The 22,472-nt window shown below is 42.3% G+C and carries 24 protein-coding genes; 20 read left to right on the top strand and 4 right to left on the bottom strand.

Annotated features, from left to right (window positions below; translation table 11 throughout):
• The first annotated feature begins 41 nt into the window (after positions 1 to 41).
• Positions 42 to 1,148 (top strand): A/G-specific adenine glycosylase, encoded by a 1,107-nt coding sequence (mutY, locus tag TV75_RS15525; RefSeq protein WP_253275550.1) that lies wholly within the window; start codon positions 42 to 44, stop codon positions 1,146 to 1,148.
• A gap of 40 nt (positions 1,149 to 1,188) precedes the next feature.
• On the opposite strand, the gene TV75_RS15520 is transcribed toward mutY, so the two are convergent.
• Positions 1,189 to 1,413: a hypothetical protein gene (locus TV75_RS15520; RefSeq protein ID WP_044339713.1), complete on the bottom strand. Its 225-nt coding sequence runs from the start codon at positions 1,411 to 1,413 to the stop codon at positions 1,189 to 1,191.
• Between the two features lie 103 nt (positions 1,414 to 1,516).
• Between TV75_RS15520 and fabL the strand changes: the two genes are divergently transcribed.
• The 10 genes from fabL to nikC all read left to right on the top strand — a co-directional run bounded on the left by fabL (position 1,517) and on the right by nikC (position 12,021).
• Complete coding sequence (gene fabL, locus TV75_RS15515) at positions 1,517 to 2,260, top strand: enoyl-[acyl-carrier-protein] reductase FabL (RefSeq protein WP_034762580.1); 744 nt, start codon at positions 1,517 to 1,519, stop codon at positions 2,258 to 2,260.
• Between the two features lie 76 nt (positions 2,261 to 2,336).
• On the top strand, positions 2,337 to 2,543 hold the full coding sequence (locus TV75_RS15510) for a gamma-type small acid-soluble spore protein (RefSeq protein WP_034762583.1): 207 nt from the start codon (positions 2,337 to 2,339) through the stop codon (positions 2,541 to 2,543).
• Positions 2,544 to 3,040: 497 nt separating this feature from the next.
• The gene (locus tag TV75_RS15505) at positions 3,041 to 3,304 is read left to right on the top strand and encodes a YgaB family protein (protein WP_082051310.1); all 264 of its coding nucleotides are present in this window, start codon (positions 3,041 to 3,043) and stop codon (positions 3,302 to 3,304) included.
• 250 nt (positions 3,305 to 3,554) lie between these two features.
• Positions 3,555 to 4,085 carry a nucleoside tri-diphosphate phosphatase gene (gene ntdP, locus TV75_RS15500; RefSeq protein WP_044339854.1) on the top strand — a complete coding sequence of 177 codons (531 nt, stop codon included), beginning with the start codon at positions 3,555 to 3,557 and terminating at the stop codon, positions 4,083 to 4,085.
• 164 nt (positions 4,086 to 4,249) lie between these two features.
• The gene (locus tag TV75_RS15495; RefSeq protein WP_044339712.1) at positions 4,250 to 5,998 is read left to right on the top strand and encodes an ABC transporter ATP-binding protein; all 1,749 of its coding nucleotides are present in this window, start codon (positions 4,250 to 4,252) and stop codon (positions 5,996 to 5,998) included.
• A 315-nt stretch (positions 5,999 to 6,313) separates the two neighbouring features.
• Positions 6,314 to 7,330: an ABC transporter ATP-binding protein gene (locus tag TV75_RS15490; RefSeq protein ID WP_044339711.1), complete on the top strand. Its 1,017-nt coding sequence runs from the start codon at positions 6,314 to 6,316 to the stop codon at positions 7,328 to 7,330.
• A complete protein-coding gene (locus tag TV75_RS15485) occupies positions 7,305 to 8,270 on the top strand; it encodes an ABC transporter ATP-binding protein (RefSeq protein WP_044339710.1) in 966 nt (321 codons plus the stop codon). Before TV75_RS15490 ends, TV75_RS15485 begins: the two co-directional genes overlap by 26 nt.
• 74 nt (positions 8,271 to 8,344) lie before the next feature.
• Positions 8,345 to 9,934 carry an ABC transporter substrate-binding protein gene (locus tag TV75_RS15480; RefSeq protein WP_156142485.1) on the top strand — a complete coding sequence of 530 codons (1,590 nt, stop codon included), beginning with the start codon at positions 8,345 to 8,347 and terminating at the stop codon, positions 9,932 to 9,934.
• 157 nt (positions 9,935 to 10,091) lie between these two features.
• Positions 10,092 to 11,096, top strand: a complete 1,005-nt coding sequence (locus tag TV75_RS15475; RefSeq protein ID WP_044339708.1) for an ABC transporter permease — start codon at positions 10,092 to 10,094, stop codon at positions 11,094 to 11,096.
• Between the two features lie 28 nt (positions 11,097 to 11,124).
• Positions 11,125 to 12,021: a nickel transporter permease gene (nikC, locus tag TV75_RS15470; protein WP_044339707.1), complete on the top strand. Its 897-nt coding sequence runs from the start codon at positions 11,125 to 11,127 to the stop codon at positions 12,019 to 12,021.
• Positions 12,022 to 12,068: 47 nt separating this feature from the next.
• On the opposite strand, the gene TV75_RS15465 is transcribed toward nikC, so the two are convergent.
• Complete coding sequence (locus tag TV75_RS15465; RefSeq protein ID WP_044339706.1) at positions 12,069 to 13,151, bottom strand: FUSC family protein; 1,083 nt, start codon at positions 13,149 to 13,151, stop codon at positions 12,069 to 12,071.
• Between the two features lie 273 nt (positions 13,152 to 13,424).
• The gene (locus TV75_RS15460) at positions 13,425 to 14,711 is read right to left on the bottom strand and encodes a glutamate-1-semialdehyde 2,1-aminomutase (protein WP_044339705.1); all 1,287 of its coding nucleotides are present in this window, start codon (positions 14,709 to 14,711) and stop codon (positions 13,425 to 13,427) included.
• Positions 14,712 to 14,913: 202 nt separating this feature from the next.
• On the opposite strand from TV75_RS15460, the gene TV75_RS15455 reads away from it, so the two are divergent.
• The 8 genes from TV75_RS15455 to perR all read left to right on the top strand — a co-directional run bounded on the left by TV75_RS15455 (position 14,914) and on the right by perR (position 20,824).
• The gene (locus TV75_RS15455) at positions 14,914 to 15,924 is read left to right on the top strand and encodes an ABC transporter ATP-binding protein (protein WP_044339704.1); all 1,011 of its coding nucleotides are present in this window, start codon (positions 14,914 to 14,916) and stop codon (positions 15,922 to 15,924) included.
• 49 nt (positions 15,925 to 15,973) lie between these two features.
• Positions 15,974 to 16,765 carry an ABC transporter permease gene (locus TV75_RS15450; protein ID WP_044339703.1) on the top strand — a complete coding sequence of 264 codons (792 nt, stop codon included), beginning with the start codon at positions 15,974 to 15,976 and terminating at the stop codon, positions 16,763 to 16,765.
• A 3-nt stretch (positions 16,766 to 16,768) separates the two neighbouring features.
• Entirely contained in the window at positions 16,769 to 17,554 is a 786-nt protein-coding gene (locus tag TV75_RS15445) for an ABC transporter permease (RefSeq protein ID WP_044339702.1), read from the top strand.
• Positions 17,555 to 17,615: 61 nt separating this feature from the next.
• Positions 17,616 to 18,020: an ion channel gene (locus tag TV75_RS15440; protein WP_044339701.1), complete on the top strand. Its 405-nt coding sequence runs from the start codon at positions 17,616 to 17,618 to the stop codon at positions 18,018 to 18,020.
• A gap of 78 nt (positions 18,021 to 18,098) precedes the next feature.
• Positions 18,099 to 18,563 (top strand): thioredoxin-dependent thiol peroxidase, encoded by a 465-nt coding sequence (gene bcp, locus TV75_RS15435; protein ID WP_044339700.1) that lies wholly within the window; start codon positions 18,099 to 18,101, stop codon positions 18,561 to 18,563.
• A 226-nt stretch (positions 18,564 to 18,789) separates the two neighbouring features.
• Positions 18,790 to 19,740 (top strand): D-2-hydroxyacid dehydrogenase, encoded by a 951-nt coding sequence (locus TV75_RS15430; RefSeq protein ID WP_044339699.1) that lies wholly within the window; start codon positions 18,790 to 18,792, stop codon positions 19,738 to 19,740.
• A gap of 1 nt (position 19,741) precedes the next feature.
• Positions 19,742 to 20,290 (top strand): cob(I)yrinic acid a,c-diamide adenosyltransferase, encoded by a 549-nt coding sequence (locus TV75_RS15425; protein ID WP_044339698.1) that lies wholly within the window; start codon positions 19,742 to 19,744, stop codon positions 20,288 to 20,290.
• A gap of 93 nt (positions 20,291 to 20,383) precedes the next feature.
• On the top strand, positions 20,384 to 20,824 hold the full coding sequence (perR, locus tag TV75_RS15420; protein WP_374056235.1) for a peroxide-responsive transcriptional repressor PerR: 441 nt from the start codon (positions 20,384 to 20,386) through the stop codon (positions 20,822 to 20,824).
• An 81-nt stretch (positions 20,825 to 20,905) separates the two neighbouring features.
• On the opposite strand, the gene TV75_RS15415 is transcribed toward perR, so the two are convergent.
• A complete protein-coding gene (locus tag TV75_RS15415; protein WP_044339696.1) occupies positions 20,906 to 21,256 on the bottom strand; it encodes a YgzB family protein in 351 nt (116 codons plus the stop codon).
• A 154-nt stretch (positions 21,257 to 21,410) separates the two neighbouring features.
• On the opposite strand from TV75_RS15415, the gene TV75_RS15410 reads away from it, so the two are divergent.
• A complete protein-coding gene (locus TV75_RS15410; protein WP_044339695.1) occupies positions 21,411 to 22,277 on the top strand; it encodes a nucleotidyltransferase-like protein in 867 nt (288 codons plus the stop codon).
• Positions 22,278 to 22,472 lie beyond the last annotated feature (195 nt).

The following is a 22,472-nucleotide window of genomic DNA, read 5'->3' as shown; positions in this document are numbered from 1 at the left end:
TCCCTATTCAATGTAACATTTAACATCCTGGAGGTACAAAATTGACAGAAGAATCATTGAAACATTTACAGACCATTGACCGTGAGGGATTCCAGAAAGATTTAATCTCATGGTTTTCAAGAGAGCAGCGCGATCTTCCGTGGAGGAAGGATCAAGATCCCTATAAAGTCTGGGTATCTGAAATCATGCTTCAGCAAACGAGGGTGGATACGGTCATACCTTATTTTAACCGATTCATCGAGAATTTTCCTACCATAGATGCTCTTGCTTCAGCAGATGAAGAAGATGTCCTGAAAGCATGGGAAGGCCTCGGCTATTATTCGAGGGTCAGAAATCTTCAATCCGCTGTAAAAGAAGTGAAAGAGAAGTATGATGGTATCGTCCCTGACACACCTAAAGAGATTTCGTCTTTAAAAGGAGTCGGTCCATACACTGCGGGAGCGATCTTGAGTATTGCCTACAGCAAGCCTGAGCCTGCTGTAGACGGAAATGTCATGAGGGTATTTTCACGTATTCTATCCATCTGGCTCGATATTGCAAAACCAGCTTCACGCAAGGTGTTTGAACAAGCCGTCAGGAATCTGATTTCTGAAGAAAATCCATCATATTTCAATCAGGCATTGATGGAACTTGGGGCTCTGATCTGTACACCAACATCCCCTTCTTGTTTACTGTGTCCTGTCCGGGAGCATTGTCAGGCATTTGAAGAAGGGGTGCAAACGGAACTGCCGATCAAATCGAAAAAGAAATCTGCCCGTAAATTGAATATGGCGGCAGCCGTTTTGTTTACGGAAGATGATCGAGTAGTTATTCATAAACGTCCGAGTAAAGGACTGCTCGCTAATTTATGGGAATTCCCTAATTTCGAAGTGGGAAGTTCAAGCAGTGGCAGGAAGCAATTGCTTGATTTCCTGGAGGAAGAATACAAGGTTGATTGCTCTTTGAAAGCAGGGGTTGTCACGAAGATCCAGCATATATTCTCTCACATCATTTGGGATATTGAAGTATATGTTGGTTCCATCGATAGCACCACACTTGATGCAAGCGACCTGATTGCCGTTACAACTGAAGAAATGGATAAATATGCCTTTCCTGTTTCCCATCAGAAAATTTGGAAGGAAACCGGAGCAGGAATCCTGCAGAAATAAAAAAGAGCAGCCGAATGGTTGCTCTTTTTTTATAATCATCTCAATCGTAACTGATCCTTGTGCCGTGAGTATAATCTGCTTCGCCCCGCTTCAATCCACCGCGGTTTTCAATTTCCTCAATAATTTCTCGGTGAATCGATTGTCCTTCTGCGTTCAAATAGGGTACTATTTGTTGTAGTGAATGATGAAAGAAAGCGAGCTCGCTTTTCTCCCATTCATTTTTGGGAATCATCGAAAGCTCTGTCATATCTCTGCCTACATACATAACTCATTCCTCCATTTAACTTACATGCTCTTATTAGTTTGCATGCTAGAAGGACTGATTATGCCTTACACCAAATGGAAATGAAATCGAAAGGATGATCAACATGAGTCAAAAAGTAGCATTAGTCACAGGAAGCAGTCGCGGACTTGGACGGGAAATCGCGATTCAACTAGCAGAAAAAGGGTACGATATCGTCGTTAATTACGCACGAAGCAAAAAAGGTGCACTCGAAACAGCTGAACAGGTAGAGAAGCTTGGACGAAAAGCATTTGTCGTACGGGCAAATGTCGGGGACGTTGATAAAATCAAATCGATGTTCGAGCAGATAAAAGAAGAATTCGGCCGATTGGATGTATTGGTGAGTAACGCAGCATCGGGGGTTCTGCGCCCGGTCATGGAACTTGAAGAATCTCATTGGGATTGGACGATGAACATTAACAGCAAGGCACTATTATTCTGTGCCCAGGAAGCAGCAAAATTAATGGATAAGGGCGGACGCATTGTAAGCATCAGCTCATTGGGATCCATCCGTTATTTGGACAATTACACAACGGTGGGAGTATCTAAAGCTGCAGTCGAAGCTTTAACCCGCTATTTGGCTGTTGAGTTAGCACCAAGAGATATAATTGTAAATGCAGTATCCGGTGGGGCGATTGATACAGATGCCTTGAAGCATTTCCCTAATCGTGAAGAATTACTTGAAGATGCGCGCAGTAAAACGCCTGCAGGAAGAATGGTGGAGATCGATGATCTGGTGAAGTCGGTCATGTTCCTCGTTTCGGACGATTCTTCCATGATCAGAGGTCAAACCATCATCGTAGATGGCGGTCGCTCACTCCTAGTTTAGTGGAATGTTTTTCCTGAAAAATATCGAATAGTGAAATCCACGCTTGGTTATCTTAATAAGCGTGGAGGTGATTACAATGGCAAAACAACCAAACAAAACTCAATCTGGTACTAGCGTTCAACACGTGAAACAACAAAACGCTCAAGCTGGTCAAGCTCAGCAACAACAATACGGTACTGAGTTCGCTTCTGAAACAACAGCGGCTCAACACGTAAAGCAACAAAACCAACAAGCAGAAGCTAACAAAGCGAAAGCTTCTGGTAAATATGGTCAACAACAATAATTGAATTGTTCTTGACGGAAAAAGCACCCATTAAGTTGGGTGCTTTTTCGTGTTTTAATGGTATTTGCATCGTTTTTTAAAAGGTTTTACCTGGTTCGTGTACCAGCTCGGCTGAAAAAGCATGGGTAGGTTGATTTTAGAGAGTTGAACGATCTTCATTTTGAGGATGAAAGTACCTTTTGAAGGGGCAGGAAAGAAAGAATTGCATCATTTTCTTGATTTATGCGTCGTTTACATGGGTTATTGCGTCGTTTATCAATTTTATGCGTCGTTTATCAATTTTATGCGTCGTTTTCATGGAATATTGCGTCATTTTTTCAATATATGCGTCTTTTTCAGAATATAAGCGTATTTTAACATATAATGGAAGTTAAAAACCGATCACATCCTCAGATCCACATCGACAAAACTGGTGGGATTGTGACAGAAGTTGTCAAAGGGTTTTGGGGTGGAAAGGAGAATGTTTTAGGAGAGCTTGTTTAGAGGAGTTGGTTGGAGTGATACAGCAGCGATTTAATGAGTTGGTTACAGAGCAGTTAGAAACGATGGATAAGTTGTTATATCTTCAGTCTGAGATCGAACGTTGTCAGGAGCTGGAAGAGGAACTGCTTCAGCTCCAAGAGATGACGAAGGTTGAATCTATAAAGAGAGAGATTGCGTCAAAAAAGCAGGAACTGAAAGAGATTCAAAAAATGTTTCAAAGGCAAACAGATGAAGTCATCCGTTCCTATCAAAAGGAACAAGACAGTGTAACAACATAAAAAACTACATTAAACGTAAGGGTGAACAAGGTATGTTTCACTAGAACCCTTTCACACAAAGGAAATCAAGTAAAATGGCAGATCTCCAATTTTTATAATAAAAACCCATTTTGAACCGGAATCGGGCGATTCTTAGAGGATATTTTCTTTAAGGATAGCCCTTTTGTTTTAAATTTTCTGAGGAAACGTTATAATGATAGAATAGACAAGTATATATAAGGGTAATTTTGAAATGAAAGAAGGGGATACGATGGCGGTTCCCACTGAAGGAAAATCTGTACAAATACATAGCTTTAAGCATGATGGCAATATTCACCGGATTTGGAATGAAACGACGGTTCTGAAAGGAACAAGCAATCAGATTATCGGTGGAAATGATCGAACGATGGTGACGGAATCAGACGGCAGAACGTGGATGACCCGTGAACCGGCAATATGCTATTTTCATTCGGAGCTATGGTTTAACATTATTTGTATGATTCGTGAGGACGGTATTTATTATTATTGTAATTTAAGTTCACCATTTGTATATGATCATGAAGCGATCAAGTATATCGATTACGACTTGGATATTAAAGTGTTTCCTGATATGACATATACATTGCTGGATGAGGATGAGTATGAAGCTCATCGAAAGTTGTACGGTTACCCGGATGTGATCGATCACATCCTGAAGCGGAATGTAGAGAAGCTTGTTCGCTGGATCCGACAAAGAAAAGGGCCTTTTGCTCCGGACTTTATTGATATTTGGTACGAGCGTTATTTGACTCACAGGGGGTAACACAGCTGGAAAATCGAATAAGCTTTAAAGGGCTGACCCAGTAAGGAGCAACCTTTTCATTCCCAAACAGGACTTGAAGAGGAACAGTTGCTGCGTTCCATACAGGGTCATCCCTTTTTATTGGGGCAAAATAAATACTAAACATCTTAGAAAGGAGTAATCACTTGGATAGTATCAAACGCTACCTTCAATTTGTAAAACCTTATCGGTGGCAAATTATTGGTACATTAATTATAGGTATTATTAAATTTACGATTCCCTTATTAATTCCGATTTTAATCAAATATGTCATTGATGATATAGTAGGGGCTTCTGGCTTATCCCCGGAAGAAAAGACCGATCAATTACTCATGATCATGGGGATCATGCTTGTCCTTTTCTTACTTGTAAGACCGCCTGTAGAGTATTATCGACAATACTTTGCTCAATGGACGGGCAACAAGATCCTGTATGATTTGAGGGACCATTTGTTTTCCCATATTCAACGACTAAGCTTTAAATATTATTCGAATACAAGAGCGGGGGAAGTCATTTCCAGGGTCATCAATGACGTTGAGCAAACAAAGAATTTCGTGATCACGGGTCTGATGAACCTCTGGCTCGATGCAGCTACCATTGTCATCGCCCTCTCCATCATGTTTACCATGGATGTTTCTTTAACACTCGTTTCTCTTATAGCGTTTCCTTTCTATGCTTTCTCTGTCCGTTATTTCTTCGGAAGACTCAGAGGGTTGACAAGGGACCGCTCTCAGGCACTGGCAGAGGTTCAAAGTCACTTACACGAAAGGGTCCAGGGGATGGCCGTCATTAAGAGCTTTGCTGTTGAAGACTATGAACAGAAGCAGTTTCAGGATCAGAACAGCAATTTCTTAACGAAGGCCTTGAAGCAAACAAGCTGGAATGCGAAAGCGTTCGCGGTTGTGAATACCATTACGGATATTTCTCCATTAATCATCATCGGATATGCAGGGCTGCAAGTCATTGATGGGGATCTGACCATTGGTACGATGGCTGCCTTTATCGCATATATCGATCGTCTCTATGGACCGCTTAGACGACTGGTGAATTCTTCAACAACCTTGACTCAATCGATCGCCTCCATGGACCGTGTATTTGAGTTCATGGATGAGAAGTATGACATTGATGATGAACCAGGTGCGATTCCTTGTGAAAATGTACGCGGCGATATTCGTTTTAAAAATGTTTCCTTTCGCTATGAATCTGATGAGGAAGAGGTGCTGCGTAATCTCGATCTTGATATTAAAACGGGTGAAACCGTCGCTCTGGTGGGGATGAGCGGAGGAGGAAAATCATCATTCGTCAGTCTTATCCCCCGATTCTACGATGTCACAGATGGTGAAATTCTTTTAGATGGTACGGATATCAGAAGATTTCAGGTGAGATCACTGCGGGACAATATCGGAATGGTGCTTCAGGACAATATCCTCTTTAGTGAATCGGTCAAGATGAATATTAAATTCGGAAATCCTGAGGCGACGGATGAAGAAGTAGTAGAAGCTGCCAAGGCGGCAAACGCACACGATTTCATCATGAAATTACCTCAAGGCTATGACACGAAAGTAGGAGAACGAGGTGTGAAACTATCTGGCGGACAGAAGCAACGTGTCGCGATTGCCAGGGTATTCCTTAAGAACCCACCGATACTCATACTGGATGAAGCAACGTCAGCCCTTGATCTGGAAAGTGAGCACCTGATCCAGGAATCCCTTGAAATCCTGGCGAAAGAGCGGACGACCTTCATAGTCGCCCATCGTCTATCAACGATCACCCATGCTGATAGAATCATTCATATGGAACACGGAGAAGTTGTCGAAATGGGGACACATGAAGAGTTGATGGTGAAGCAGGGCCATTATTATAAACTGTTCCAAGTACAACAGCTTGATCAATAAAATGAAAAGTCATGACTTATCACGATACATGTGATAAAAGTCATGACTTTTTTTGTGTATCAAAAAAATATATCGAACTTATTACAGGTGTGTCGTGAAGAAAGTAGGACTAAATAACTTTATCTGGAAGGAATGAAAAGGATAAATGGACATATATTGAATTGAATTAGAAATGAAAGAGTATATGGAACTTGTGTAGAAAAATTCTGAAAATGGATTGCAACATTTGTAACATCTTGTATAATAAGAAACATATAAAATTTAGAAAATAAGCACTATTAAGAAAAGAGAGATAGTTTCAAGAGGAGGATTTGAATGAGCGAAGCGCGTCCTTTACTAAAAGTGGAAGATTTGAGGACCTCCTTTTTTACTGATGACGGAGAAGTTCCTGCAGTCGATGGAGTCAGCTTTCATGTGAATGAAGGGGAGGTGCTGGGGATCGTTGGGGAAAGTGGATGTGGTAAAAGTGTCACGTCCCTATCCATCATGGGTCTGGTACCGAAACCGCCAGGGAAAATAGTAGGTGGAAAGATTCTTTACAAAGATGAAGATCTGACACAAGCATCTGAAAAGCGAATGAGAGATATCCGGGGCAATGATATAGCGATGATCTTCCAAGAGCCAATGACATCTTTAAACCCTGTCTTTACTATAGGTGACCAATTAACGGAAGCCATACGCATACATATGAAAGTTGGAAAGAAACAAGCAAGAGAAAAAGCAATTGAAATTATGAAGATGGTTGGTTTACCGAGATCGGAAGAGTTGATCAAGGAATACCCGCATCAGCTATCAGGCGGTATGAGACAGAGGGTCATGATTGCCATGGCAATGGTGTGTGATCCACGGGTGTTAATAGCAGATGAGCCGACAACCGCTCTTGATGTAACGATTCAGGCCCAAATTTTAAAACTGATGAAACGATTGAATAAAGAGCTGAATACAGCGGTACTTTTGATCACTCATGATCTGGGTGTTGTAGCTGAAACATGTGAACGAGTGGTCGTTATGTACTCAGGTAAAGTGGTGGAAGAGGGGACGGTAGAAGAAATCTTCAAGAACCCTCAGCATCCTTACACGAAAGGGCTCATTCAATCCGTACCGGATATGAGAGTCAAGCAGCAGCGACTGCATTCGATTCAGGGGAATGTCCCTAAACCGGGATCCATCAAGACGGGGTGCCGATTTGCGGCCCGCTGCGAATATGCCTTCGATCGTTGTTTAGTCGAAACACCGGAGTTATATGAAACATCACAAGGACATTGCACTCGATGCTTCCTGTTCGATGAAGTGGAGGAGGGAGTTTATGACGGAACCGTTGCTAAAGGTTGAGAATCTTAAGAAACACTTTCCGATTACAGGAGGAATTCTTGGACGACCAGTCAGTTCTGTAAAAGCAGTCGACGGGGTATCTTTTACCGTGAATAAAGGAGAGACTCTGGGGATAGTGGGAGAAAGCGGATGTGGAAAGTCGACGACGGGCAGGATGCTTATGCGACTCATCGATCCGTCGGAAGGAAAAGTGACATTCGAAGATCGGGAGCTTACCAGTCTATCAAACTCAGAAATGAGAAAGATTCGCCGGGAAATGCAAATGGTCTTTCAGGATCCTTTTGCTTCCTTGAATCCAAGGCATACTGTTGAACAGATTCTCGAAGAACCATTAAAGGTCCACGGAATAGGTTCAGCGAAGGAAAGAAAAAAGAGGGTTCATGAACTACTCAATATTGTTGGGTTAAGCAGCTATCATGCGAAACGGTATCCACATCAATTCAGTGGTGGACAAAGGCAGCGAATCGGTATCGCCAGAGCACTTATGACAAACCCAAAACTCATCATTGCCGATGAGCCGGTGTCAGCTCTTGACGTATCCATTCAGTCACAGGTCCTGAACCTGATGCAGGATTTGCAAAAAGAGTTCGGACTCACCTATATCTTCATTGCACATGATTTAGGTGTAGTTAGACATATAAGTGACCGGGTAGGCGTGATGTACCTCGGAAAAATGGTAGAGCTGAGTAATAGTGAAACTCTCTATGAAAAACCGCTTCACCCATACACCCAGGCACTGCTATCAGCGGTACCGGTACCGGATCCTGATTTTAAAAGAGAAACAATTCTCTTGCAGGGGGATATTCCGAGCCCGTCCAATCCACCCAGTGGTTGTACATTCCACACCAGGTGTCCGCATGCTACGGAGATATGTAAACAGAAAGTGCCGGAATTCAAGGAACACCAACCAGGGCATTATGTAGCTTGTCATCTTTACTAGAAGGCAAGTCTCATAAGTATATAAACATTATTCAGGAGGGGATTTAGTTGAGAAAAAAAAGCTGGTCAATTTTAATGCTGCTCATCCTACTCGTATCATCCGTTCTTTACGGATGTGGAGGGAATGAAAGCTCTTCAGGCGAAGGCAGCGACAGTAAAGATAGTGGAGATCCTAAAGTATTGATCTTTGGTCGCGGAGGGGATTCAGTAGCACTTGATCCTGCTGCGGTTACGGATGGTGAATCATTTAAAGTAACAAAGAATATCTTTGAAACTCTAGTTGAATTTGGTGAGCAGGATACAGAACCAAACCCGGGATTAGCTGAAGAGTGGAAGGTTTCTGATGATGGTTTGACGTATACATTCACATTACGTGAAGGGGTTAAATTCCAAGATGGTACAGATTTCAATGCTGACGCAGTCGTGAAGAACTTCGAGCGTTGGATGAATGGGAATGAAGAAGCATTCTACTACTATAAATCTATGTTTGGTGGATTTAAAGGTGATGAAGGTCATGTTATCAACGAGGTAAAAGCTGTTGATGAGAAAACTGTTGAGTTTGTCCTTAAACGTCCACAGGCTCCGTTCTTAAAGAACATTGCGATGAGCCCGTTTGCGATTGTAAGTCCTAAAGCCCTTGATGAGTTAGGTGACAAGTTAGGCGAAGCACCGACTGATGCAGGAACAGGTCCTTTCAAGTTCAAAGAGTGGAAGCGTAATGACAAAATCGTTTTAGTTAAGAATGAAAACTACTGGAAAAAAGATCTACCGAAATTAGATCAAGTTGTCTTCAAATCAATTCCTGAAAACTCTGCACGTCTTAACGCGCTGGTTTCAGGTGAAATCGATCTTGCAGATGGAATCAATCCAAGTGATGCAGCCCAAGTTGAAGGGAACGACCAATTACAATTATTCGAACGTCCTTCTATGAACGTTGGATACTTAGGGCTGACATCAACTCGTGAACCTTTTGATGATCCAAAAGTACGTCAAGCGATCAACTATGCAATCAACAAACAGGAAATCATTGACGCATTCTTCGAAGGAAGAGCTGAAGTAGCGAAAAACCCAATGCCTCCAGTTATTGGCGGATACAATGATGCACTTGAAGGATATGAATACAATCCTGAAAAAGCAAAGGAACTTCTTAAAGAAGCAGGACTAGAAGATGGATTTGAAATGGAATTATGGGCAATGCCTGTTCCACGTCCATACATGCCGGATGGCCAAAAAGTAGCTGAAGCGATTCAAGCCGATCTTGAAGAAGTAGGGGTAAAAGCGAAAATCGTATCTTACGAGTGGGCGACATACTTAGAAAAAGCCCGAAACGGAGAAGCGGATGCGTTCTTACTTGGATGGACAGGTGACAACGGTGATGCGGATAACTTCCTATATGTGTTACTTGATAAAGACAATATCGGAAGCAATAACTACACGTACTACAGCAATGATGAGCTTCATGAATTATTAATTGCTGCTCAATCTGAAACAGATCAAGCAAAACGTGAAGAGATGTACAAACAAGCTCAGGAAATCATCCATGAAGATGCTCCTTGGGTACCTCTGGCGCACTCTACACCATTATTAGCTGGTAGTGCGGCTGTGAAGAACTTCCAACCGCATCCAACAGGATCTGATTTCTTAGGTTCAGTAGACATGGAATAGTCGAAATAAGATTCAACCTAGGGGAGATGACTTTTTAGTCTCCCCTTTGTACATAGAAAAGCGGAGGCGGCTCGTTCAGCCCCGACAAGCATTACGAGAAAACGGTTTAAGCAAGCTTCCAAGAATACTAGAATCTCCTTTCAGAGAGGTGAACAAAATGTTTCAATACACCATACGAAGATTACTCCAATTAATTCCCGTATTATTAGGGATGACCTTTATCGTATTCTTTATCATCCGTGCAATACCAGGGGACCCTGCCCAGGTGATCTTGGGTCAACAGGCTTCTAAGGAAGCCATTGAGCAGCTTAGAGGTCAATTAGGTCTTGATAATGCCTGGTATGTTCAATATTTTGAGTATTTAAAAGGCCTGTTAACAGGTGATTTAGGCAGCTCCATTCGTACTAAAACAGAAGTTTCAAGTGAAATCTGGCCGTACTTGGCGGCGACAGCGGAATTGGCGATTGTAGCGATCATCATTGCAGTGGTCATCGGGGTGAATGCGGGTATCATCAGTGCCTGGTTCCAAAACTCATGGTTTGATTATACTGCTATGATCCTGGCTTTGGTCGGGGTGTCCATGCCGATCTTCTGGCTTGGTTTGATGGAACAGTGGATTTTCGGTATTCAGCTTGACTGGCTTCCGACCACAGGAAGGGAAAACATCCGCAACCCAATCGATGCCATTACGAATCTCTATATTATAGATACCATCATACAGGGGCGTTTTGATCAATTAAGTGAAGTGCTCAGGCATCTGATCCTTCCGGGAATTGCACTTGCTACGATCCCGATGGCGATCATTGCCCGTATGACCCGTTCAAGCATGCTTGAGGTAATGCGTTCCGATTATATCCGAACTGCCCGTGCCAAGGGTCTGAAAATGTTCTGGGTGGTGTACAAGCATTCTCTTAAAAATGCCATCATCCCAGTACTGACGGTAATCGGTCTGCAAATGGGGCTCCTATTAGGTGGAGCGATATTGACTGAGACAATCTTTGGATGGCCTGGAATCGGCCGCTATATTTATGAAGCGATCGGCTTCCGTGATTATCCTGTTGTACAGTCAGGCATCCTCGTAGTCGCAACGATCTTTGTGACGATCAACTTAATTGTCGATCTACTATATGCTGCTGTCGATCCGCGCATTAAATACAACTAACATCAGTAGAAGAAAGAGGTGAACTCTCATGGCAGAATTAGCAGAACCGCAAAAGGAGCTTCATCCTTCCCTGCAGGAAGAAACGGTTTCTCCCTGGAAGGAAGCGTGGAAAAGCTTTAGGAAAAATAAAATTGCTTTAGTCGGATTTTTCATCGTGCTTTTCTTTGTTGTCTTAGCCATTGCTGCGCCCGTCATTGCCCCGCAAGGCATCAATGAACAAGATTTATCGAAAAGGCTTCAAGCCCCATCTTCCGAACATTGGCTCGGCACAGATGACTTTGGTCGGGATATATTGTCGAGGATTATTTATGGGGCACGGATTTCATTATGGGTAGGTTTCTTTGCAGTAATCGGTTCCGCGGTAGTAGGAAGTCTACTGGGAATCGTGGCAGGCTATTATGGAAGATGGGTGGATACAATCATCTCACGAATCTTTGATATTATGCTTGCATTCCCGAGTATCCTGTTAGCGATCGCTGTTGTAGCTGCTCTTGGGCCATCCCTTAGAAATGCTTTAATTGCCATTGCGATTATCAATATCCCTAACTTTGGACGACTCATTCGGTCACGGGTGTTGAGTGTAAAGCAGGAGGAGTATGTGATGGCTGCGAAAGCCATCGGGATGAAAGACAGCCGTATTCTATTGAGTCATATCCTTCCAAACAGTATGGCGCCGATCATTGTACAGGGAACTCTTGCCATTGCGACTGCCATAATTGAAGCAGCGGCACTTGGCTTCCTTGGCTTAGGTGCACAAGCCCCGCAACCCGAATGGGGGAAAATGCTGGCTGACGCACGAACGTTCATGCTGCAAGCCCCGTGGACAATGATCTTCCCTGGACTTGCCATCATGCTGACGGTACTGGGATTCAACTTGATGGGGGACGGACTTCGGGATGCCCTTGATCCGAAAATGAAAAACTAAATAGAAGAAAAAACGGAGCAAAGGAAATGACATCCTTTGCTCCGTTTTTATTCTTCTTCTTCCCCGATCATCACTTCATTATCTTCTTTATGATACGATTGAAAACTTGTGATGAGTTTTTCAAGGTGCTCTAAATGCTCATCGTATTCAAAGATAGCAGAGAAAATATGCAGCAGATGGAAATTATGAATATTATCATCTTTACTGTGCTGTTTTACTTCCTGGATCATGATATTCATCAGTTCTTTTCGATGCATGCATACATCCTGCTGGGCTTCTGACTCTGCATGCGGATGCATCTTACCAAGGAACTTCAATAGAAGCTGTTCGTGATAAGTAAGGAGACAATCAAGCTGTCCCTTGATCACTCCACGTAATTCATCCGGTAGCTGAAAGATTTCATTTTCATAGCGGTTCAATCGCTTCAAGATGTCGAAGCTTCGATTCGTTGATGAAATCATCTGGCGGAAAATCACAAGCTTACGACTTTTGACAATCGAATTTTTCTTGAAATAATCCCGTTCTTCTTTATATAGAAGATACAATTGATCGACCTTTATAAGTTTTTCTTTAATGCGCTCCAAGTCTTTTTTCAAAAGGTGGAACTCTGTTGCATGTCTTGAACTTAATCGAATCCACTTTAAAATTTCCTCTGTTGAATCTGATATTTTATGGTAAAGCTTCGTTTCGTATTTCGGCGGCAGGAAAATCAGGTTAATAAGGAACGATGAGAATACCCCGATCATAATGGTAGAGAAACGGATGAATGCAAATTGAATAAAATCCTGATCCGTCACTTCCATAATCGCAATCAACGTTACCAGGGCCAGACCGATCGTGTTTTGAAGCTTCAATTTAAGAATGATGGCGATGGCTATGACAGCGGCAAGACCTACAATAAGTGGATTGCTACCGAATAAGAGAACGAATATAACAGCAATTCCAGCACCGATCAGGTTTGCTTGAATCTGTTCGATGATTGATAGATATGAGCGATAAATGGTGGGCTGTACGGCAAAGACCGCCGCGATTCCAGCAAATACTGGAGAAGGTATACCCAATAGCTGCGATACAAGTAAAGCTAATACAATCGCAATTCCCGTTTTTAGGATGCGAGCACCAAGTTTCATGGAATTAGGATCCTTTCTTGTGTAACTTTTTAATAAACAATACTGTACTATACATGTACTTACAAGTAATATCAATAGGCAAATCTAAATAAGTTTTTACAGAATATGTACCTTTTTGTGGAGGGGGATAAACAAGTCACAGCAACGGAATTCTTCTACAGAATGAATAGATATGCCAGCAAGAGAAGAGATATTCTACAAATCAATAAAAAAAGACTGCTCCCGCCATGGTACAATACCACGTGGAGCAGTCCTTCGTTTCTTTTGTTTCCATTACAATTGTGCGAATGCACGATCGACAGCTTCGATCGTTACCTGGATATCTTCTTCTGTATGAGCGGTCGTAATGAACCATGCTTCATATTTGGAAGGGGCCAGATTGATTCCCTGATTAAGCATAAGCTTAAAGAACTTCGCGAACATTTCCCCATCCGTTGCTTCGGCTTGCTCATAGTTCTCCACTTTTTCCGTCGTAAAGTAAAGTGTGAGAGCACCTTTCAATCTATTAATGGAAATTGGTGTGTTATGTTTTTCAGCTGCAGTAAGGATTCCTTTTTCAAGCATTTCCCCAAGATGATCCAATTTCTCATATACGCCTTCTTCCTTTAACACTTCAAGACATGCAATTCCTGAAAGGATGGATGCAGGGTTACCAGCCATTGTACCTGCTTGATAGGCAGGTCCTAACGGGGCAACCTGTTCCATGATTTCTTTTTTTCCTCCGTAAGCACCGATTGGGAGACCGCCGCCGATGATTTTCCCCAGCGCCGTCAAATCAGGTTTCACCTTTAGCATATCCTGTGCCCCACCGTACATGAATCGGAATGCAGTGATGACTTCATCGTAAATCACAAGGCTTCCTGCACTGTGTGCAATTTCATTTACCTGTTCTAAGAAACCCTCTTTAGGCTCCACAATTCCAAAGTTCCCGACAATCGGTTCAACGAGCACTCCAGCAATTTGATCTCCCCATTTTTCCATTGCTTCTTTAAATGGTTCGATGTCATTAAAAGGGACGGTAATGACTTCCTGGGCGATGCTCTTCGGAACTCCGGCAGAATCCGGTGTGCCTAGAGTGGAAGGGCCTGAACCAGCAGCGACAAGTACCAGGTCGGAGTGACCATGATAGCATCCGGCAAATTTGATGATCTTATCTTTTCCCGTGTACGCGCGTGCTACACGTATCGTCGTCATGACGGCTTCTGTTCCTGAATTCACGAAACGTACTTTGTCCATGTATGGCATTGCTTCTTTAATCATTTTCGCGAACTTCACTTCATGCCGGGTAGGCGTTCCGTAGAGGACGCCGTTTTCTGCTGCCGTTTTAATCGCTTCTGTAATATGTGGATGAGCATGGCCGGTAATGATAGGACCGTATGCTGCCAAGTAATCGATGTATTTGTTTCCATCTACATCCCAGAAATATGCGCCATGTCCTCTTTCCATCGCCACGGGAGAGCCTCCGCCTACTGCTTTATACGAGCGGGATGGACTGTTCACGCCCCCGACGATATGTTCCAGTGCTTCTGTATGTAAAGTTTCTGATTCTGTGAATTTCATGTTTTCCTCCTGAAAAATATATTTGATTATCTGGTAAGCTACAACTCTATTGTAGTACGCCTATTTGCACTTTAGCAAATAGGGAATCATTGGACACATTTATTTTCAAGCAGACTGTTCCAAGGGAAACTGTTCCCTGTGGTACACTATTCCTTGTTTGTAAAAGAGGCAACAATACTTATCGATTATAGGAGGACGCAGCATGAATGCAATCGAAGTCAATCATTTGCGTAAGGAATTCAAAGCTTTTTCCAGTCGTTCCGGGTTAAAAGGGGCTTTCAGGGATTTGTTTACGCGTAATTATAAAATCGTTCCCGCGGTGAACGATATCTCATTCAATGTAAAGCAGGGAGAGATGGTCGGATACATCGGTGAAAACGGAGCAGGGAAGTCCACCACCATCAAAATGTTGACCGGGATCTTGACCCCCACCGGTGGAGAGCTGACCGTCAATGGAATGAATCCTCACCGTGACCGTGAAAAATTTGTTCAGACAATCGGTGTTGTGTTCGGACAGCGTTCACAGCTCTGGTGGGATATTGCGGTTCAGGAATCCTTTCAGCTTTTAAAGAAAGTGTATAAAGTACCTGATGAGCAATACAAGGAACACATGGATCATGTGATTGAAACTCTGGACATCGCACCGCTTCTGGATAAGCCTGTTCGTAAATTATCCCTTGGCCAGAGGATGAGGTGTGAGTTAGCGGCTGCACTTGTTCACAATCCGCCATTGCTATTTCTTGACGAGCCAACGATCGGGTTAGACGTTCTAGTAAAACTGAAAATCCGTCAATTTTTAAAAGAAATCAATGAAAAGTACAATACGACGATTTTGTTAACCACCCATGATTTATCTGATATTGAAGCTCTTTGCGAAAGGGTCGTCATGTTGGATGAAGGGAAAATCATTTATGATGGTGAACTGAGTCAGTTGAAAGAGAATTGGGGAGACCAAAAGGAAGTCGTGTTCCAATTTCTTGATGATACGTCCCTGACTGCTTTATCCGAGCTTACTCTAAATCAGAATATCTCCTGGTCTTTCGATGAGAAAAAACAGAGTTATTCGGCTTTAACTGAAGCGGATGATGAAGTCATCTCGCAACTGATAACGAAAGTCGTTGCGAACTGTAAAGTGAAAGACATGAAGATAGAAGAAACGACAACAGAAGAAATCATTCGAAACATCTATGAAAAAGGGGCTGTAACGAGATGAGTTTGGGATTGGAAGCTATCTGTTCAGCTCTAGTGTTTGGGAGGGTATCATGGCTAAGTATATCGAAATGATTCGCATCCGCTTTCTCATGATGCTGGCGTACAGAACTAATTATTATAGTGGAATACTCATTTATAGTATCAATATAGGTGCTTACTATTTCTTATGGCAGGCCATATACGGCGGAAAACAAGATATAGAAGGCTTCTCAATCATTCAAATGACCACCTATGTAGCTGTATCCTGGATGGCCAGGGCTTTTTATTTTAATAATATTGATCGAGAAATCGCTCAGGAAATTAAAGAAGGGAAAGTGGCGGTTGAATTTATCAGGCCCTATAACTATCTTGGGATGAAGACGATGCAAGGACTCGGAGAGGGAGTCTTCAGACTGTTATTTTTCTCGTTCCCGGGAATGATTATTGTAAGCCTCATCTTCCCGCTTCAATTCGGTACAGGACTGGATACATTGGTCTTATTTGCGATTTCAATCCTGTTTAGTTTCATTATCAATACACAAATCAATTTGCTGACGGGGATCACGACCTTTTTCTTATTTAATAACGACGGTCTCATCCGGGCAAAACGAGTGGTCATTGATTTGTTCTCCGGCTTATTGCTCCCGATTCATTTTTTCCCGCTTTGGGCGCAAAATGTGATGGGGTACTTACCGTTCCAGAGTATAAGTTATGTTCCCAGCATGATTTTCACCAATGGCTTTACGACTTCTGAATCATTCAATGCGATAATTATGCAGGGAGTATGGTCGTTGATTCTTCTTATACCAATCAAGATACTCTGGGTCATGGCAAAAAAACAAATGATTATTCAAGGAGGGTGACCCATGTTTTATGTGAAGATGTTTTTTCAATACGTCGCCCAATATATGAAGATCAGACTGCAGTACAGGGCCGACCTGGTTGTCGAGATTCTTTCTGATTTACTGTTTCAGGCAGTTAACCTCGTATTTATCCTGGTCGTGTTTGGCCATACTCAGTTGTTGAGCGGCTGGACAAGAGACGAAATTATTTTCATATATGGTTTCTTCCTGGTCCCGTTTGCACTATTCAGTTCGTTCTTCAACATTTGGGACTTTAACGACAGATATGTGGTGAAGGGAGAATTCGATCGGATCCTGACCCGTCCCATACACAGCTTATTTCAGATCATCTTAGAGCGAATGGAACTGGAGTCGCTTTTCGGAGTGGTTACAGGCCTCTCGGTTATGTTCTACGCCGGTGGAAGGCTGGATATTACCTTTGAATGGTACGAACCGGTTTTATTTATCCTGTTTGTCATTGGGGGAGCCCTTGTGTATGCAGGGATCTTCATCGCCCTTGCCAGTATCGGATTCTGGTCGGATGCGAAAACATCGATCATGCCGATGATGTACAATATCGGTAACTATGGAAGATACCCTGTTGATATCTATAATAAAGTGATTCGTTTCGTGTTAACGTGGATTCTTCCATTCGCGTTCGTTGGAGTCTATCCATCTGCCTTTTTCCTGGAAAAGACGGAATGGTATCCATATTCCTTTCTGACTCCATTTGTGGGCATCGGTTTTTTCATCTTCTCGATTGTGTTATGGAATGAAGGAGTGAAACGATACAGGGGTGCAGGTAATTAGAATGATTCCGGGGTATAAAGCGTACATATACTAAGACAAGCAGAAAAAAGAGGGTATGTACATGCTTTATATCATTGGGTTTTTCATTTTGTTCTGCATGGTGATGAGTTTACGGGCCTTATTCTATCCTTCCAGATGGAAAGAGCATCACGTTTCATTTCATCACTTCATCTTCCTTGGAATGAGTTATATCACAATCATGATCGGATTTGGCCTTCTGTTTACACTCCTTGAGCTTGAGGGTGTTCCGGTTCTCGTTGAAGGAGGGAAACCCTTAACGGGAGACTTTCTCGATCATTTTTTCACAACAATGTATTTCAGTGGCATCACCCTCTTCTCAGTGGGGTATGGGGATGTCACGCCCATTGGGATCGGGAGAGGGATTGCCCTCATTGAATCATGGCTGGGTTACACGATACCTGCCGCCTTTGTCGTGAAATCATTTCTAAACTACGAAAACAAGTAGCTTATGGTTTGAGTTTTTTCCTTCGATTGGGTACGCTAAAGTCAGAATACTTATCATATCCAATGGAGGGGAAGATACATGACAGTCGGTCAAAAAGCACCGGAATTTGAATTACTTGCAAGCAACGGAGAAAAAGTGAAGCTTTCAGATTATCAGGGGAAAAACGTGGTTCTTTATTTCTATCCAAAGGACATGACACCTGGCTGCACGACAGAAGCATGTGATTTCAGGGATCAGCATGAAAACTTCGAAAATCTGGATGCGGTTATCCTGGGAGTGAGCCCGGATCCTGTTGAAAAGCATGAAAAGTTTGTAGACAAGCATGGACTGCCATTCCTTCTACTTGTAGATGAAGATCACAAGGTGGCGGAAGATTACGGCGTGTGGAAGCTGAAGAAAAACTTCGGGAAAGAGTATATGGGAATTGAACGTTCTACCTTCATTATCGATAAAGAAGGAAACCTTTCTAAGGAATGGAGAAAGGTGAAAGTGAAGGGACATGTGGAGGAAGCTCTGCAATACATTCAAGAGAACCTTTCCTAAGCCTATTTTCAAGCCTATTTTGACAGAGTCAAGGCTTTTGTCCATTCACAAAACGTGTAAGGTCATATAGTAAGAGTAGGGCAACCTCCTCAAATAAGTCAGTCTCATCCGTGTAGAAGGATCGACCATGTCGGTCCTCTTTTTTTATATCCTAAGGATGCTAAAGCTAGGGCGATTCCTCTCCCGTATGGTAAAATAATGGGTAATAGTGATGGGGGGCAGCTACATGAAAATCATCTTTACATTCCAACCTAAGGAAGAATTCGTCTCAGACTTGAAAAACAGCTTCCCTGAGGTTGAATTTCTCTTTTATAAAAAAATCAAAGAAGCGGAAAATGAACTTCCAAACGCCGAGGTGATTGCCACTATGGGTGAAGATCTAACGGACGACCATATTGAAAAAAGTGCGAATTGCAGATGGATCATGGTCACTTCGGCAGGGATGGAAAAAATGCCATTTGAAGCCATCAAAAAGAGAGGGATCCTGGTGACCAATGCAAGGGGGATCCATAAAATTCCCATGGCTGAGTTTACAATCGGATTAATGCTACAGTATGCGAAACAACTTCAATCGGTATGGAAACAGGAAAGCGATAACGTGTGGAGCAGGAGACTTCCCACATCGGAACTTCATCAAGCGTCTCTCCTTATACTCGGAGCCGGAGCGATTGGAGGAGAAATCGCCAGGTTGGCAAAAGCTTTTCAAATGAGAGTGGTGGGTGTGAACTCCAGCGGTTCTCCTGTAGAACATTTTGACAGCATGTTCACCCTTGAAACTTTCACAGAGCAGCTTCCGCACGCAGATTTCATCGTATCCGTTCTCCCAAGTACTGCGAAAACGAAGCATCTCCTAAAGGTAGAACACTTTGAACAAATGAAGGACACGGCTGTATTTATCAACATAGGCCGTGGTGATTTGGCAGAGGAATCCGTTCTTCTTGAGGCCAGTGGAAAGAAGTTGATCGGTCATATGTATCTTGATGTATTTGAGAAGGAGCCACTACCCAAGGGTCATCCGTTCTGGTTGAATAAAGGGATAACAGTGACACCTCATCTTTCCAGCATCACAAAAAAATACATGCCAAGAGCACTTGATATTTTTAAAAAGAATTTAACTACATATAGTAAGAAGAGTGAAGGGTATATAAACGTGATCGATGCAGAGAGGGGATATTAGGATGAAAATCTATACAAAAACGGGAGATAAGGGAACGACGTCTTTAGTATATGGAACGAGAGTGTCAAAAAAAGATCAGCGGGTAGAGGCATACGGGACATGCGATGAAGCAAATTCCATGATTGGTTTAGGTCTAAGCTACCTTAAAGCTGAATACTTTGATGGAAAAGAAAAGTTCGAGGAGTTCTTTCATAAGGTACAAACCATTCTCTTTCATGTTGGTGCGGAACTGGCCACTCCTGCAGGGAAAGAAGTGAAATGGAAGCTTGAAGAATCACATATCAAAGAACTGGAAGAGCAAATCGACTTTCTTGAGGGTGCCCTGACGCCACTTAGCAATTTCATCCTTCCTGGAGGTCAGCCTGCCGGGGCTGCACTTCACACAGCCAGAACAATCGTGAGAAGAGCCGAAAGAGAAGCGGTTGGAATTGATGAAGACATTAATCCTTTGGTCCTTTCTTATCTGAACAGACTTTCTGACTATCTTTTCGTTGCGGGCCGCTATATAAACCAGCAGCTTGGGGAACAAGAGAAAAACTTACACGAGTAACTAGGGAGAAAGATTGACAAAAGGGACCGTTGATTAGTACACTATTTATAAAGATTATAAAATAATAATTCTTATGAAAAGAGGTGCATGGCGATGTCTGAAGAAGGACAATTAAAAGAAGCGATTTCGACATTGAAGGAAACGGGAGTCCGTATTACTCCTCAACGTCATGCGATATTAGAGTATCTCATTGATTCAATGGCTCATCCAACTGCTGATGACATATATAAAGCACTTGAAGGGAAATTCCCGAATATGAGTGTCGCAACTGTTTATAATAACTTACGCGTATTCCGTGAAGTGGGTTTAGTGAAAGAGTTGACCTACGGTGATTCTTCCAGTAGATTTGACTTCGTGACAACGGATCATTATCACGTCATCTGTGATGGCTGCGGAAAAATTGTTGACTTCCATTACCCGGGACTGGATGAAGTGGAACAACTGGCTTCCCATGTCACTGGATTTAAAGTGAATAACCACCGTATGGAAATCTACGGAACATGCTCTGACTGCTCTACAAAAGAAACCCATTAGATAAGAATGGTTCTGTTATCAGAACCATTCTTTTATTTTCGCAAAAAAAGACCTTCAGTAGAAGGTCTTCTTTCATGCATATTATCTCTTCTTCTTATTATAATCCTCATCAAACTCTTCGCCTTCCAAGTTCGGGTCAAGAGTCAATGGTTCATTACAATACATACACATATCTACACGCCCAAGGACCTTGGTGACCCTTCCGCAATTAGGACATGTCACTTGCACGGCCTTAGTGGAGAGCATCCCGATCCAGAAGTAAACGACTGTGCTTCCGATGATTCCCAGAAAACCCAGCAGCATAAATGTTGTCATAACCCATGGGTGTTCTCTAAAATATATACCTACGTACATAATGATAAATCCGATGAAAACCAAGCTTAAGGCAAACGTTCGGATTTTATTGATTTTACTAGAATATTTCTTAGCCATTTGTTTGTCCCTCCTAAAAAAATACTATACCATATTTGTTGTAATAAGAGGGATGCGAAACGGTTTTGTCGAAAAATGACTATATTCAGAGAAGGAAATCCCCTTTGAATGTCGAAATAGTAACCAACCAATGTGTGATGTGGAGGAGTATGAAATGGAAGACATTTTACGACCGTTATACCAAGAGCGTACAAGTCACCCCAATACTTTAGGAGCGCTTTTAATAGAACAAAGCAAGAAATCCAGCCCGTTGACAGATACGTTTGATATTGTGCTTTTTTTAGTTGTGAAAGAAGCTGAAGAACCAGTATTCATTAAACACTATTCCTATAAAGATCAAAAGGCAGCCTTGCATATCGTAACGGAAGCTAAGCTAAACGAGTGGATCTTACTAGGGTCCAACCGTAAAGTAATCGATTGGCTCTTCAATGGTAAAGTGCTGTTCGATCGCAACGAATATATTCATAATCTTAAAACAGAGTTAAGAGATTTCCCCTTCTATGGAAGAAAGATCAAGATGGGTATGGAATTTGCCAAGTTGATTCGTCGTTACATGGACGGTAAGGAATTCTTTGAAAGTAAGCATTATTTAGATGCATACAATCACATCGTTCATTCACTGCACCATTTAGCAAGGCTTGCGGTAATCGAGAATGGTTTTCATCCAGAGGTAACAGTATGGAACCAGGTAAAACAAATCGAGCCTGAAATTTACAAGCTATATGAAGAGCTTGTAACAAGCGATGAAGAAATTGATAAACGACTCGAACTGCTGTTTCTGGCAAGCGAATTCCTCATCCACTCAAGAATGAAGGTTTCGACGGAACATCTCTTGAACATTCTGGACCAAAAAGAACACTGGACGTTTCAGGATCTTCTTAATCATCCAGAAGCAAGACATTATTCAGTGGACTTAAGCATGCTCATCGAATATCTAACCGATAAAGGATTCGTCGAAATCGTAGATGTGGAGACAAAGGGACAAGGGATTTATCACCGCTATTATCGAGCCGTAAAATAATTATAGTAAAATATTAATTTTTCGTTGACTTCAATTTGAAACCTTGTTATATTAGTAAATGTCGCTGCTGAACGACGGCAACGAGCGGTCAGTGGCGACTTAAAAAAACTTAAAAAGTTGTTGACATAAACTCCACAACTTGGTAAGATAAAAAAGTCGCTTAAACGAAGCGCTTACACATTGAACCTTGAAAAC

The organism is Rossellomorea aquimaris (genome assembly GCF_000935355.1).
GTDB lineage: Bacteria > Bacillota > Bacilli > Bacillales > Bacillaceae_B > Rossellomorea > Rossellomorea aquimaris_B.
The sequence above is the reverse complement of the archived record's forward strand: the minus strand, read 5'-3'. Positions and strand labels throughout refer to the sequence as shown.